This window comes from Pseudomonas sp. 8(2025) (assembly GCF_052665325.1).
Map to the genome: position 1 here is coordinate 139,549 of NZ_JBQOIE010000004.1, position 15,196 is coordinate 154,744.

Annotated in this window: 11 protein-coding genes; 1 reads left to right on the forward strand and 10 read right to left on the reverse strand. The window is 55.6% G+C overall.

Translation table 11 applies throughout. From position 1 onward, the window contains the following. Positions 1-342: 342 nt before the first annotated feature. The 3 genes from ACUXVH_RS10385 to ACUXVH_RS10395 all read right to left on the reverse strand — a co-directional run bounded on the left by ACUXVH_RS10385 (position 343) and on the right by ACUXVH_RS10395 (position 3,521). Entirely contained in the window at positions 343-558 is a 216-nt protein-coding gene (locus ACUXVH_RS10385) for a hypothetical protein (protein ID WP_445494725.1), read from the reverse strand. A 601-nt stretch (positions 559-1,159) separates the two neighbouring features. Further along, complete coding sequence (locus ACUXVH_RS10390) at positions 1,160-2,359, reverse strand: PucR family transcriptional regulator (protein ID WP_445494727.1); 1,200 nt, start codon at positions 2,357-2,359, stop codon at positions 1,160-1,162. Positions 2,360-2,633: 274 nt separating this feature from the next. Beyond that, positions 2,634-3,521, reverse strand: coding sequence for a phytanoyl-CoA dioxygenase family protein (locus ACUXVH_RS10395; RefSeq protein WP_445494729.1), 888 nt, complete (start codon positions 3,519-3,521; stop codon positions 2,634-2,636). Between the two features lie 365 nt (positions 3,522-3,886). On the opposite strand from ACUXVH_RS10395, the gene ACUXVH_RS10400 reads away from it, so the two are divergent. Further along, complete coding sequence (locus ACUXVH_RS10400; protein WP_445494731.1) at positions 3,887-4,468, forward strand: TetR/AcrR family transcriptional regulator; 582 nt, start codon at positions 3,887-3,889, stop codon at positions 4,466-4,468. A gap of 126 nt (positions 4,469-4,594) precedes the next feature. Here the strand turns inward: ACUXVH_RS10400 and ACUXVH_RS10405 are convergent, their stop codons facing one another. The 7 genes from ACUXVH_RS10405 to ACUXVH_RS10435 form a co-directional block, all read right to left on the reverse strand. Next, positions 4,595-5,137 (reverse strand): hypothetical protein, encoded by a 543-nt coding sequence (locus tag ACUXVH_RS10405; protein ID WP_445494733.1) that lies wholly within the window; start codon positions 5,135-5,137, stop codon positions 4,595-4,597. A gap of 261 nt (positions 5,138-5,398) precedes the next feature. Next, the gene (locus ACUXVH_RS10410) at positions 5,399-6,361 is read right to left on the reverse strand and encodes a WD40/YVTN/BNR-like repeat-containing protein (protein ID WP_445494735.1); all 963 of its coding nucleotides are present in this window, start codon (positions 6,359-6,361) and stop codon (positions 5,399-5,401) included. A gap of 10 nt (positions 6,362-6,371) precedes the next feature. Then, positions 6,372-8,744 carry an efflux RND transporter permease subunit gene (locus ACUXVH_RS10415; protein ID WP_445494874.1) on the reverse strand — a complete coding sequence of 791 codons (2,373 nt, stop codon included), beginning with the start codon at positions 8,742-8,744 and terminating at the stop codon, positions 6,372-6,374. A gap of 50 nt (positions 8,745-8,794) precedes the next feature. After that, positions 8,795-10,441 (reverse strand): DUF1302 domain-containing protein, encoded by a 1,647-nt coding sequence (locus tag ACUXVH_RS10420; protein ID WP_445494737.1) that lies wholly within the window; start codon positions 10,439-10,441, stop codon positions 8,795-8,797. A gap of 27 nt (positions 10,442-10,468) precedes the next feature. Further along, on the reverse strand, positions 10,469-11,890 hold the full coding sequence (locus ACUXVH_RS10425; RefSeq protein WP_445494739.1) for a DUF1329 domain-containing protein: 1,422 nt from the start codon (positions 11,888-11,890) through the stop codon (positions 10,469-10,471). Positions 11,891-12,482: 592 nt separating this feature from the next. Continuing rightward, a complete protein-coding gene (locus ACUXVH_RS10430; protein WP_445494741.1) occupies positions 12,483-13,145 on the reverse strand; it encodes a hypothetical protein in 663 nt (220 codons plus the stop codon). A gap of 96 nt (positions 13,146-13,241) precedes the next feature. After that, entirely contained in the window at positions 13,242-14,609 is a 1,368-nt protein-coding gene (locus tag ACUXVH_RS10435; RefSeq protein ID WP_047286503.1) for an NAD(P)/FAD-dependent oxidoreductase, read from the reverse strand. Positions 14,610-15,196: the final 587 nt, after the last annotated feature.

Below are 15,196 nucleotides of genomic sequence, written 5' to 3' on the forward strand. Positions count from 1 at the left end.
TAGCTATACATTCTTCAACTATCTCCTCTTGAGCACAGGGCAATCAAAGTCTCACCCCAAAAGAATTAAGGCTGACGCTGACGAAGGCCCTACAGAAGTAAATCTGTTTCACGCCATCAAGCAGACGTCAGCCTAAAAGTGGTGTAACCCTGCTATCACCCGGCTGGAAAGACCGCTTCTAGACGAAAACGGTCGTCCACAGTATCTGCATTGGGTCATTTAGTAATTTTTACCACGGTGGTAACTGCTGCCCACCCGCTATCACCTGAGAGGCACCCATCTGGATATTCGGGCTGAACCAGGTAACTGACATATACGAGTAAGTCAGAACAGCGCCTGCAACTAGTCGACAAGCGCTCTAAGCTCGCTATCAATGTCCTCTAGTGCCTTTTTGGAAATTAACCCGCCAGAGTATTTTGCCGCCGTCACCAAGGCAAAACCACGGGCCATGGCGATTTGCGGATGCTTATTGAGCCCAGGTATGTGCTTTTCAATAATTTGATTTGTTTTGCTGTTATCCAGCAATTCGCCAACTTTCGTTTCAATTGAGTACGGCATGTATTATTTCCTTGGTTGCGCCCTATAAGGCAGAAATTTAAAACGCAGAAGTTTTCCCAAGTTCTGAAAATAGAACTCAGCGTATTCAGCACTTGGTATGCCTTGCCGCTGAATCGGCAGTCGGTAATTGGTCAATACAGGGTTGAGTTCTAATACATTGCTTGTGACAGAGCCTCACCTCCTGAGAATTCAATCGACTGCCTCTGGAGGCTCTTCCTCCCATCGGTCATGATGCCTTTTTTGATCATTCGACTGGGTCAATTGATCCAATACGGATTAAGCAAGCACTGTGCCTAAACGGGGCAAAAAATAATTTCATTATTTTTCAAATGATTACGTAGGTCGCAAATTACCTGCCGATATACTCCGGCCAGGCAGTGCACCAGAGTGTGTCGGTAGGCAACATCACTCTGTGAACTTACGAAACGCTCGTTACGAAATGTTCAAAGTTGACGCCGTGGCGCGAGACAGTTCAGCCCCGGAGACTGCCTCGCCAGCTTCTCAGACATCTGTACAGCGCTACGGCCCGATTCCGCCTCTCACCTTCCACCGCGAGAGCAATACAGGTGCGCAAGGCATCAGAGTGCCCGGTTCGCTGGACTCACCTTTCATCGCCGTTCAGCGGTGTGCTCCAAATCACCAACTCAAGAGCCGCTGCGATTTGAATGCGATGGTCGGCAAGCGGCACGGGTAACAGGTCCTGAGCTCGCTCCAGCCGACGCAGCAATGTGTTGCGATGCATGCCAAGCTCTTCAGCGGTCTGGGTGACGTTGCAGCCATTGGCCAGGAAGGCGTGCAACGAATGCTGAAAAACCATGGGCTCCGTGGCCAGCCGCCCCAGCATGCTCAAGACAAATTGTCTGGCGGCGCGCAGGTCCTGAGTCATAAGTGAAACCATTCTGACTTGATCAATCGTGGCGACGGCGGGAGCACCAGCCAGGCGCCCCAACACTCGTTGGGTGCTCAAGGCCTCAAGGTGTGAGCGACGGAAACCATTGACTCCCATTCCCGGGGAGCCGATTGCTGCACGATTTTTTGGAAACTGATGAGCGACGCCCTGCAGCGCGTTCAGGTCCAACGGCTTTGCCGCACTCATCCAGAGCCATAGAGTTGCAGAGGCTGCGAACACGATCAGTGGCGCTACCGTGCCAGTAAGGTGCGCTAGAGTGCGTGCCATATCCTCCAGGGATTGGATTTCTACATCCGGGCTTTCACTCCAGACGAGACAGGCGTGGTGCTTCTGGAAAAGGCTGTAACCCAGTCGCCGCCCCAACTGTTCGGTGTCCACATCTCTGCCATCGAGCAAACGACTGACCAGAGAACGTTTGTCGATATGATCCTCAGGGGTCAGGGCGCTCTTTTCTTCCAGGATTATCTGGGTCACGACACGCATGTTGTTGTCGATGAATTCCGAGATAGAACGCGACGAGACCTCTAGGAACTCCTTGAGCACCACCGGATCCTGCGTCAGGCTGAATGCCATTTTCATCCACAGTTCCCAAGCGGCGTTCTGGGTCGACCTCGCGACATTTATCAATAGTTCAGACAGCCCCCTGCGGGCCAGCTCCTTGGCCGTGTCCACCATATCGGCAGATACGTAGGGCTCAACCGGCTCTCCAGGGCGCTGCAGATTGGCGCTCGCCCAGTGCAGTAACTCTGCTCTATTGGCGCGCCGACACGCCGCGAGGATGACCGGGTCCTCCAGTAGTTTTGCATCTTCTGGTGAAGAGAAAAGCGACTGGTTCAGACGCTCAATCCACTCCGGTGGCAACGTCTGCGCGAGCTCGGCGCCTTTGCGCATGAGCTCGCGAACGGCTTCGGAGGGACGTGGCCAATGGGGCGGCGTACTGGTCATAAAAAGTGCAAATCACTCAGAGATATCAGGGGAAGTTGCGCAGTTTGTACCGTGGTGAAGGGTAAAGGGAAAACTAAAAAAACCGCCCCGAGAGGCGGTAAAGAAGCAGGCCTTCGGCCCGACACGCGGTAACTTCAGATCAAGGCATGCAAATGATCGGCAATTGCCTTTCGCAAGGCATTCATCCACATGCCTTGCAGAATATGGCGGTCCAGGATTGTCAGAACCCTTTTCCCGGCTCGGTGAACGCAGGCATGCCCAATAGTTCGTGCGGGTCTCGCATCTGGCCATCGATTTCCACCCAGCCCAGCAGCGTGGAGCTGACACTCCAGCCCAGCAGGCGTTGCATTTCTGCGGGAAGCTGGCGAACACGTTCAACGGGCAGGGAAAGGAAGTGATTCTCTTCGAGGCGCAGGCAGGCCAGGTCGTAGGCCATTGTCAGGCCGGTACGAGGAGTAGAAGAGGTATTGGCGCCACCACCGTGATAGACCGACCCCATCCATAGCAGCGCGGAGCCTGCCTTCATTTCAGCGGCAATGGTCTCCTCCTGGGTTGGCATCCGCTCGTCGTCCCATTTATGACTGCCGGGAATGACGCGTGTCGCCCCGTTCTCTTCGGTGAAATCCGAGATCGCCAGCATGAGTTGCAGGCGGGCTTCACGTCCGTACTGGGGATGCCTCCATAGCGAAGTGGCGTCATCACGGTGCAGGGGCTGCAGGCCTTGGCCTGGTCCAATCTGGATGGCTTGGGTAATGCTGAGCTGGATGCCAGGCTCGATCTCGATGCGGTCGCTACCCACCCAGACATGGGTAGGTGTCTGCAGGATCTTCTTCGCCGCCCCGATGAAAAGTGGGCTCAGCGCCACATCCACCGCCGTGTCGCTTCGCCCGATGATACGGCCGACACGTCGGGTTTGCGCACCTGCGAAATAGGGATCCATTCCGCAAGGGGTGGCCTCTAAGTAGGCGTCCAGCTCTTCGGTGAGGGACTTCAGCGTTACGGACGAGACAAAATCGGAAATGATGACCCCGCCGTCACGCAGGATGATCTCCACCACCTGTTCGACCGATGCATCACTGCTGACCGTCGAGAGTTTTAGTGCATCCATCTGCTTTCTACCTGTCTGGTTCTGTCATTGTTCTATTCAGTGAGCCGGTCAACCTGACTCACCCCACCCGTTGCCTGATGACTGCAACGCCTCTTGCCTCCACTATCAGCGCGAGCACTTTATAATTACCGAACGTGATCACTTGATCAAGTCGTATGACTATGTTTTTTTGTGTCGCTCCAATACCACCGTTAGAACCCGTCAAATCCTCTATACCAGCTGGCGCTCACTGACGAAGCCATCCCCTCAAGAAAGGGATGGCATCGACTCACCTCATGGATTGGGGAATGACCTTGCGATAGGATTCGTCACCGTCAACGCTGGATCAAAGGTTGGCGGCAACACCAAAAAAGGGAGAACGCTCAATGGCTCGGATAGGCGCGGAAGAGCGCAGGCAAGATTTTATTGAAGCCACCATCAAGGTGATCGCCGAGTACGGCATAGCCGACGCCACAACACGACGTATCGCGGCGGCGGCGGATTCTCCGCTGGCCTCACTGCATTATGTTTTCCACACCAAGGACGAGTTGTTCAGTGCCGTCTACGAGTCCTTGATCAACATGCCACAGCAATCACTGCAGTACGCTCCGACAGGCGCGACTACAGCAGAATCGATTGGGGAAATGCTGCGGCAGCTGGTCAAGTGGTTCACTTTGCACCCCGACCGGGCTACCACACAGTTCGAACTCTTCTTCTGGAACCTGCGCAACAACCCGGAAATGGCGACTAAGATTTATGCCGTTTCCATTGAAGCGGCCCAACAGGCCATCAGAAAGATTACCGGCGAGGCGCTGGATCAGACCGCGTTAATCACCGTCAGTCGCTTGCTCATCAATCTCTTCGACGGCTTGCTGCTTGCCTGGTCTACCCATGGTGATCTCGAGCGCTTGGAGAGCGAGACCGATACCGCCTGCCAAGCCGTGCAGCTGCTGGTGGACAGCTATTAAGACGCTCTTGGATGCGCCGTGCCCTTATGGCACGGCTATCCGTGCATGGACGCTTGGCACGAGGCGCTGCCCTCCCCTGGCCCTAACCGTTATCTTCGTTGCATAAAAGTCATTGAACCCAGCGCGTCATATCAAAAATGACACCCCAGTCAGCAGTAAACCCAAAATCAGCAGAACGGTTGTCAGTCGTGTACTGACTCTAAGCACAGGTTGATGCTCGACAATTTTGCCGATGGCAAAATACAACCGATCGACTATTTGCTGCTCGTCGAGTTCTTTTGATTGAAAGATAGAGTCAATGACGGAACTGGCATTCGGGAAAGGATCATGCAGGAACGGTGCTACGTCAAAAGCACTTTGCTGCAGCGCTCGAGCCGAGAGTAAAGCGGACGTGACAAGTGCGCCAAGTGCCATGACGGCGGTTATAGCCTCTGCAATAGAGATCATGTCAAGACTGGCGGCAACACTAAAACGGAGTATGGCACCGTATAGGGTTACTACCCCCGCCAAAGCACCAAGTGACAATGTAAACATCAAGCGTAGGTAGACTGTAACCAACCCTCTTGAAACCGAAACTTGCTCAAGATAAATCTTCACAAGCGTTTCTATTGTCAAGCGACGTGCCTCGAATGCAAATCGACGCTCTTCTGCAGGAGTTAAGGGTTGCATTCAAGATACCTCACAATTAATAGCCCCCAAAAACACATAATCTACACATCCAGCGCAGGGAGCGCTGCCTTCAACTAATCGACGAATCTCTTTCAGCCGGGGTATTGCTACAAATGTAGCCCAGTCGCCGGCTAAACAATTCAGTATCTACTTCCTTGCCCGCGAGCAACCTGCAATGAAGCTGCGCTGACAAAGTACGGAAAATGAACAAGGCCGGACGGCGATGTGCGACGTCCGGCCTCCATGGGCGGGGGCAATCCACTATTTGTGTTCGGCCACAACTCCACGTCGCGAAAACAGTACAGGCGAACCCTCAGGGCTGAGCAGCACTGCGGTCAACGAGCCCCCTTCAGTTGACTGACTTTCTTTGAAACTGCGTCCCCCATCGCGACTCGTTAGTATCAACCCATCCAGCCCGCCCACCAGTACGTTAGAGCCAGACACCGCCACCGAAGTGACCGAGCCTTTGCTTTGCGTTGGCACTCTGTGGAAATCCCGGCCCTCTGCAGAACCCTGCAATAGCGTCCCGCGCTGACCACCTAATAGCAGGCTTCCATCGGCAAGTACCGCTCCGCACCAAAGCGTCCCCTCGTAGCCGGTACTCAAGTATTTCCAGCTTTTTCCGTGATCGTCGGAGCGCAGGACCTTTCCCTGTTCGCCGGAGGCATAGAGCCTGCCCTGGCGATCGGCAAACAGCCCCAGCAAGTTCAGGTCGGCTTTTTTCGATCCCGGCGGCGCCTGTAGAGGCTGGTCCCTCCAGGTCAGTCCGCCATCCTCGGTCATCAGCACCTGGGCCCAGAGCCCCACGGCGACACCCTGCTGCGCATTGAAGAAATGCACGGCGAACAGAGGCCGATCTTCTTCACTGGACAGGCGCTGGATGTTCCAGGACTCACCGCCGTCCGCCGTGACCAGAATAGCCCCCCAATGACCCACGGCCCAGCCGCGCTTGGAGTCAACGAAAGACACGCCCGTGAGCGGCGTGGACACCGGTACCGAGCCTGCCTGGCGGAAATTTTTACCTTGGTCGTCGGACAACAGCACGATGCCGTGGTCGCCGACGGCAACCACCCGCTCTCCAGCCCATACGGCATCGAGCATGGTCGCCTGCGTGGCGATGCTTGACTGGACCGCCGGCACGGCTTCTAGCGGCGAAGCTTGCAGCGAAACAGGCAGCAGAGCGGTGGCGAGCAAAAAACCGATAAATAAACAGTCATGACGCATGATTCTCTCCTCAGTGCACCAGCGCGCCGATCATGCGCGCGGGGCGCCTACGGGGAAATACCCGCTCCAGCCAGACCGCAAAGGCCGGCAACACGGTCATGGCCATCACCATATTGACGATGAACATGAAGGCGAGCAGCTTGCCCATGTCGGCCTGAAACTTGAGCTCGGAAAATGCCCAGGTGGCGACACCGATGGCCAGGGTTATCGCGGTAAAGATGGTCGCAATGCCCACTTCTAGCAGTGCGTGCTCGACTGCCTTGGTGATGGGCTGGCCATTGACTTGGTGAAGTTGCAGGCGGTTGTAGATGTAGAAGGCATAATCGACGCCGATCCCCACTGCAAGCACCATCACCGGCAAGGTGGCGATGGTCAGGCCGATCTGCAACTCCTTCATGAACCAGTAACCGATGAAGGTGCCGAGGGTCAGGGGTAGGCAGCACACCAATACCGCTCGCCAGTCGCGATAGACAACGAACACCAGCAAGGCGATGGCGGCGTAGACATACAGCAGCATGGGGGTTTCGCTTTTCTCCACCTCTTCGTTGATGGCGGCCAGGACCCCAGCGTTGCCTGAAGCGAGGCGAATCACCACGCCGTGCATCGGAAACGCGCTTCTGAACGCCTTGGCAGCGTCCACCACCCGGTTGATCGTGCTGGCCTTGTGATCTGCCAGATACAAGTGAACCGCTGACATGCTGCAGTCTGAACGCATGAGTCCGGGCGTCCGCGCAACTTCGGTGGCCAGCGCAGCGTAGTTCACCGGGTCAATGGGAACCGCGTCCATCTTCGGATTACCTTCGTTGTACCCCTCGTTGTACTGGCGCATGTAGGAGGAAAAGGAAGCGACCGACAGTACCCCGGGCACCCCCTGCATGGCCCAGACGAAACGATCCTGGTATTGGCCCAGGGCGACATCCTCGCAGCTAACCTGGCTTGCTTCGCTGGAGGAGTCTCGATTGGCTTCGAATACCACGCTGAGCCAGTCCAGGCCGATGTCGTAGTTACTGGCAATGGAGACGGCATCACGATTGAAGCGCGAGTCTTCGCGCAACTCTGGCGCACCGGCCTGCAGTGTGCCCACGACCCGGTCATGGCTTTGCCACATCGCCACCAGGAAAACGCTCAAAGCAATCCCCAGTACCCACTGTGCATTGCGCCACTCGGCGAGCCGACTCAGACCGCGCAGCCAGCGGGTCCGGCGCTGCCGGGAGATCTCCTGCGCGCTGGCATATTTGTCGTCGACCCGCAGCGCAGACGCGACCAAAGGCAACATCAGTAGATTGGTGATGATTTTGAAAGCCACGCCGAGCGATGCCGTGATGGCCAGTTCTCGCACCATGGGAATGGGGATCAGGAGCAGGGTCACAAAGGACACCAGCGCCGTGACCAGTGCCAGGGTGCCGGGAATCAGCAAGCCGGTAAAACTAGAGCGCGCCGCCTCTTCGGCACTCTTGCCGAGCGCAATTTCACGAACGATGAAGTTGATTTGCTGCACTCCGTGGGAAACGCCGATGGCGAACACCAGGAAAGGCACCAGAACAGCGAGCGGATCCAGGCCGTAGCCCAGCAGGCGCAGGCTGCCGAATTGCCACACCAGCGAAGCCAGCGAACAGACCAGCGCAAGCGCTGTAAAACGCAGCGAGTGACAGTACCAATAGACCGCCCCTGCCGTCAGCAAGAGAGCCAACAGGCAGAACTCCAGCACCGCCGATGCGCCGTCGGCGATGTCGCCGATCTGCTTGGCGAAGCCAATGATCTGGATTTCGAAATCACCATCCTCGAACTGCTGACGGATCTCTTTCTCCAGGACATGGTTAAAGGCAACATAATCTAGGTGCGCGCCGCCGGCGTCGAACTCATTGAGCTCCGCGGTGATCATCGCGCCCGTTTGGTCGCGAGAAACCAGGGTGCCGATAAAGCCACCTTGAGCACTGGAACTGGCGATCCTTGCAATGATGTCATCGTCCAGGTGCTCGGGTGTAACCGTTCCCGGTACCAATGGATCCGCCCGGAAGCCCTCCTCGGTAATTTCGTTGACGAAGGCATTGGGCGTCCACAGCGAACGCACACTGCTGCGAGACACACCGGGGAGAAAAGTCACCGCCTGGGTTACGTCATAAAGCCGCTTGAGCCCCGGAGCGCTCCAGATATCACCCTTGCGGGCCCTGACCACGATAGTCAGCCGATTGGCTCCCAGCAGATCATTGCGGTACGCCTCGAATGTCTTGATGTACTCGTGACCTATCGGCAATTGCTTTTCGAAGCCGGCATCCATGCGCAGTTGCAGGGCGAACCACGCCATGACCAAGGTGAAAACGGCCAGACCCGCCAGCACTAGCCGGCGGTGTCCGAACAAGATGCCTTCGACACATGACAGCATGCCGCGCGTTCGTACTTCAGGTAGTTTTACGGAACCGTTCACGGCAGGCCTCACAAGGTACGGGAGATGGCAAGGCCGACATAATCTCGGTCACGGTACAGCTGATCGTAGGGTGTCTCGCCGCCCATGAACTTCGCGTAATTGAGGGAAATCTGCCAACTGGCCGGATTGCGCACGAAGTTCAGGTAAAGGTTCATGCTGCTGGCGTCTTGCGTGAAGGTGGCGGTGAGATTCGGTGTGCGCCCTCCCAGCGACCGCGAGTAGAAGATCCCTGGGGTGACCTGCCAGCCCGGGAGCAACGTGCCGTCATAGGTCAGGCTCAGGTCCATGTTGATGCCTGACGAGGTCTTGTCGCCATGGGCCTTTGGCGGTGTCGCCGGGTCCAGTTGCCAGGTATTCAGGCCCGCGGCGATCGGCTCGCCGTTCACCTTGTCGTGCAGCCCCGGATATTTGATCACCACCAACTCGGTCAACAAGGTGCCGGTGCTGGCGCCGGCGAACTCAAGCAGTTCCGGTGAATTGGACGGCGTGAAGCTGTACAGACCTGTCAGATGCCATTGGAATTTTTTTTCGTCCTTCCAGCATTTGCCACCGTTGTTCTGGCACAGGTCGAGGACAGGATTGAGCGGCACGGAGTCTTTGGGGCGGTACGACAGCTCCGTTCCGACAGCCCAGTCGCCGATCGGCATGTTGGCGCTGATGCCATACAGCATCCGGTCTTCCTGGTACCTCCAGGTCGGTGACGCTGCGAAGGTATTCGGGTCGAGGAGTGCCACGCTCAAGGAAGGTGTCTTGTCGTGATAACGCATCACGTACAGTCCGTAGTTGACGTCACTGTCCTCCGGCTGCCAACGCAACGAAAGACCCCATTGGCCACTATCGCGGGCGTTCTTGTCGGAGAAACCGTAGACCCCCATACCCTTGCCCAGGGCACTGTTCATAGACCAGTAGCTGCCCACCGGTGGTAACTCACTCTTGTTCCAACCGAACTGATAGTAAGCCTCGATATTCAGACCATGGCCCAGGCCCGAGGCGACACTGAGCATTGGCGCCGGCAGCACGGCCTCTTTGAGCTGGACACCGGGACGCGCCAAGGCTTGATAGTCGTAGGCATTGGTGTTGTTGATGCCTCCCGCCACGAAAAGGCTTTCCCCCCAGTTGATCACTTGATTGCCCAAGCGAGCCCGGACGCGCTGGTCTCCCACGTCGAAGCCTTTGCTCACCCATAGATCAAGCAATCGGGCCTTGAATTTGAGGTCGTCACGTGCAGCGTCGCTAAGGCCGTCGCTACCGACGCCCTCAGGGGTGTTGAATGAACGGGTACCGGTGGTATCGGTTGCGGCAAAATCCCGGATCCAACTGCCGCGCGCCATGAAGGTTACGTCTTCGGGCATCTTCAACAACAGCTCATGCGTCCCCTTGAGGTAGTTGGTAAACAGGTCGCCACGGTCGTAGTTCAAATCGCCCTGATCGGCCACGCCCGAGCTCTGCGCCAAGCAGCCCGATGGCGCGTTGTGTCCGCTGGCGCCTTGGTTGATCAGGCTGCAGCTGCGCGACTCCGTACGCACGCCCATGCCAGCGGTGATCGTGGAGTCGAAGGAACCATGAAGAGTGTCGTTTTCAAAAGTGAATCCCATTGCCAGTGGGGTTGCGCACGCGATGACAAGGCCTGACGCTTTGGTAATTATTTTTTTCATGTGGGCTCTCGATCTGACGTCGTTCTTTTAGCGTTCGCTGATGGCTCGCAGGTTGTCGGAGGTGAAGAAGTCACGCTTCAGGCGGGGGTTGCCATTGTCTTCGGTGATCCAGCGAATATCGTTCTTGCCCGCCCCGATCGTGGTCATGTCGAAGAGATAACGGCTGTCGGCAAGGTTGTACTGAACCTGGGCTTCCACGTCGCAAGCGCCCGTCTCATAGACAGGAATCGAGAGTCCTTCACGCACCTTCCAGATATGCCCTTGCTTGTCAAAGTCAACGGCCACCAAAGCGTTCCAGCTATCCTCGTCGATATAGAAAAGGCGCTTGGGCGCCTGATGGCGCATGCCTTGGCGCACATTGGCCTCCACCACCCAAACGCGATGCAGCTCATAGCGACGCGCCTGCGGCGCCAGCGAGTCGTTGCCCGCAAATTCCTCTGCTTTGGCGGAAGTGTTGTAGGCGCCAAAGACGTTGTAAGGCACCAGCAATTCCTGCTTGCCAACCAGTTTCCAGTCGAAGCGGTCCATGGCCCCGAAGAAGACGTTTGCCTCGTCGACGGTGTACTGATTGTCCAGGCCAATCTGCGGAGCGTCATAGGAGTAGGACGGCATGCGTCGCACGCGACGCTGTCCTGGGAAGTAATAGAAACTCGTCGCCTGCTCGCCAGCCACTGCTGTCTGCACGCCGGCCTGCCCGGCTAACGCTGCCGGCTCCTGGAAACTGAAATAGGTGGCATTTTCCAGGCGTCCGACGGATGAGAACAGCGCACTGCCCTTTTTACCCCAGGGTGTGAAGAAGGCCGTATCCGTCGACTGGCGCAACCACTCTCCCCCCTTGCGTGGCGAAATACCGGAAATACTTCGGGGAAGTTCAACTCCGACGCCGCGATAGCGCATCTTCATGTTCCACATGACCTCAGCGCCCGTGCTGGGTATGGGGAACGGGATGCCTGGAACATGGGCTTCTTCCAAGGCGACACCAGAAGCATCGAGCTTGGCGAAGCCAACATTCTGCTTGGTATTGTCTGCTACGAAGTCTGGAACACCACAGGTGCGACGAGTCGGATAGACATCCATGCGATAGCCAGGGATCTTCTTGAACAGTTCAAGCTGTCCTGGCGATAGCTTGCTTGCATACTGCGCGACATTGTTCGAATCGATACTGTAAAGAGGCTTGTCGCCCTTGAACTTCCAATATTCCCCGCGTACCTGGCCGTAACTCCATCCCGCCCCCTGCTGACCAGGCGGCGTCCAGGCCGGAATCTCCCCGTCTGTGCTGGCCGCAATCTCCCCTCCCAGAGGTGTCAGTTTCGAACCCAGCGCTTCAGGTTCCAGGCTTGCAGCCTGAACCGAAAAAATCACGGTCGATGCCGCAATAGACACGAGCAACTGCCTGATCACACGGCGGGCGGATACTTCACATTCCAGCCGTTCAGTTACATCTTTCATTGGAGGATCCTCAAGCAAAGGGCTTTGATCGGTGACGGCCCCCTTCCTTGCGAAAGCGCGGGGCTCTGCCACAGATATGGTCAAATGACATGATCAATTGACCATGTCGAGTGACCATCAAGCAAACCACAGGCCAGAATCTGGTAAAAATTATTTATCTATAAAAAACATAGGGTTATGAATTAGCTAAGAATAGGGCGAGCAACACCCCTGCCCTATAATGGGAAATAAGGAAACAGGTGTTACCAATAAGTGCTTGTTCTTGGAGCATCAGAGGCATTGCACTAGTTAGGCCTATGCACTAAAACCTGCCAAGACCAATATTTTATGCCGCAACTCTCCGCCACTCAGCGCACAGACCGATCAAGTCGTGACAACATGCGGCCACCCAAAAAACATTGAAGTTTTCTGTCAATGAATTTCGCGCGGGTGTAGGGGCTGAATATAAACTCTCAAAAAAAACCGCCCTAGAGGGCGGTAAAAAGGCAGGCCGTGGCCCGCTATGGAGTAGTCAATTGCTCATCAAGAAAAACGATAGTGTTTGAAACAGTAGGCAAGCGCTTAAACAATAAATCCTGGCCCTTATCTTATTTCAGCGACATTCAAGGGGCGAACAAGAATGCCCCTTTTTCGAGTATTTCAACGCGTGATAGGCGTAATACAACTGCACAATTGAGTATGACCATGTCAGAAAGGCAAATGTCATGAAGATCAATTTTGTCTCATCGCCTGGAATCGGAAAAAAATCGTATCGAAGTGCCACGGCAAGCCCCGCTGCTCCGCCAAGCATCGTAGCCAGCGCATGGAAAGACTCTCCAGCACGTGCTAAACGCCAAGTAAAATAGCATAGGTATAACGTGTAGAGTGACCACATGATTACATAGAAGTAAGGGAGCAACTCCTTCATGTTTCCAGACAGAAAATAGCCAGCGGTCGCTGCAAATCCAGCCACAAATATGACCACATCTTTCGACAGGGATAATTTGTAGTTATGCGTCACCGCCATCAGCCCGAGTGTTCCAATAACAGGAACCCCGACCCCTCTTGAAAAAGCATCCAGGAAAATTGCAACGTTGTAGTTGGCTTGCCAGCCCGTAGCTATGAATGTTGTAAAGTTTGTAGCTGAAATACCAACAATCAAATACTCCAACCCAAGCAAATAGTTATTTCGCCTGATAAACGCCACACCATAACAGAGCCCGCAAAGCACAAGAACAACACATGAAACCAGTGCAAATAAATCTCTGAACTCCACGATATGCGCCCCTTTATAAATAATGTCTTGTCTATGAAGTTTCCTTGCGCTCTTGAGTGCAAGGGCGTCGCACTAGTAACATCCTTCTTATTGGACTCATCGCTTCCAGGCGTTATCTTTGCGCACTTTTTTATCTGTCCATGAATCCAGCAGTCGGGCTGCTGCAAATGCGGATTTTATTGCGCACCATTGAAATGGTTCGGGCAGCATCGAGGGCGTTTTGTGGTGCAGGCTGGTCAGCAGAGGAGCCTCTTCACCGTTGATTTGGCTGGCCAAAAGCGTGCCCATGAGCGATTGAGTGGCAAGACCGTGGCCCGAACAGCCGGCCGAATAGAAAATATTGTTTTTCGCCCCCATAGTGCCGATGACCGGTAGAAAGTCATAAGCCCCGCTGACGTAACCGCTCCAACAATGCTGGATACCCAGGCCAGATAAGGAGGGATGGCGTTCCCGCAGCACCCGGACCAGGGCCGCATAGGCCTTGTTGTCAGGCACATTGGGCGTCTTTGAACCATAGGCATAGCCCAACTCTTTGACCGTCAGCACCATAGTGCCGTGAGCCGTCAGGCGGTGGCTTTCCATCGTGTAGTGCGGCGTGATGATTCCTTCCCGCCCTTCCCAACCCAAGGACGCCAGTTGCTCCTTTGACAGAGGCTGGGTTTCTATTGCTGAAACCCGAATGGGCGCAACCTTGTTACGCAACACACCCAATTGAGGCGTATAGGCATTGGTTGCCAGCACCATCACCGGTGCGGTTGCACTTCCCTGCGCGGTCTTGCAGGTAATGACCTGTCCTTCACTGAAAGAAAGCAATGGCGTGCGTTCGTATAGTTTTACGCCTGCCTGGATGGCTGCACGTCGTAGGCCACTGATGTACTTCCCTGGATTCAAGGTGCCACCGCGCTGCTCGCTGCCAAACAAAAATGCAGCAGGAATTCCTCGCGCCCGCATTTCGGCGCTATCCACAAAGCGGGTTACAGAGCCTAATTCATGACCGAGCTCCATATTGGCGCGCAGCCGTTTTTCCTGGCTAGCATGGACAGCAGCCCTGATGACCCCGGAGGGGGTGTAATCACAATCAATAGCCAACTCAGCCAAGCGTGCTTCGACGTAAGTGACAGCCTCGTCGTAGAAGCTGACAAATTTTTTGGCCTGCTCCAAGCCGACGCGCTTGACGAACATGTCGCATTCGATGCCCATGCTGCCAAGCAGATAGCCCGCATTGCGCCCGCTGGCGCCGAAGCCGGCGAACTCTTGCTCCAGGACAATGACTTTCGCCCCCAGAGCCGTCAGCTCAAGTGCCGTTGAGATACCAGCAAAACCCCCTCCGACCACAACCACATCGGCATGCTCATGGCCGTTGAGTTCCGGCTGCAGGTCGACTGGTCGCTCCACCCATCCACCAAGACTACGAAATCTCAGCGTTTCAGAACCGTTGCAGGCTCCTGTACTCGAAGCTTTCATTTGCTTCACTCCTACTTGCACTCAGTCAATTGTGTAGCGTGTCCGCACACTCCATCGAACACGACAACCCCCGCCAAGAAAGTGAACGGTCGCGAACGTGTGAAGTGATTGGCGTCGCTGGTTATCCCTGGGATGAAATTCGGCACAGAGTCCGCAAGCCTCGACGTAACGCCGATCACCCTTCAGGCCGTGAGGCATTCCGACATCATCGATTTGAAAGGCTTAAAACCCTTACCTGCAGCGCTGAATGACGGCATGGCAAGCAGCCCTTGCGGGGCTCGTTTCGCGAGATAATGCGTGCCACACGTGGAGTCTGAGTGCCTGCAAAGTAAGGATCCACACCACAAAGCGTTGCACTCAAATAGGGCTCAAGCTCTTCAGCGAGGCCCCCCCGCGTTTCTCGCGAGACATAGTTGGAAATAACGATTGCGCCATCCCCCGCCACCCGCTCGATCGGCGTGTCGCAGCTTACTGTCGATAGTTTTTGTGCCTGCATGTACATCTCCTGCTTCGTGATCTACCGAGCTACTGAACAATCTGCGCTCGAGCTTCAACCGGTCCCATCATTGCCAGGCAAAGCGCCCATG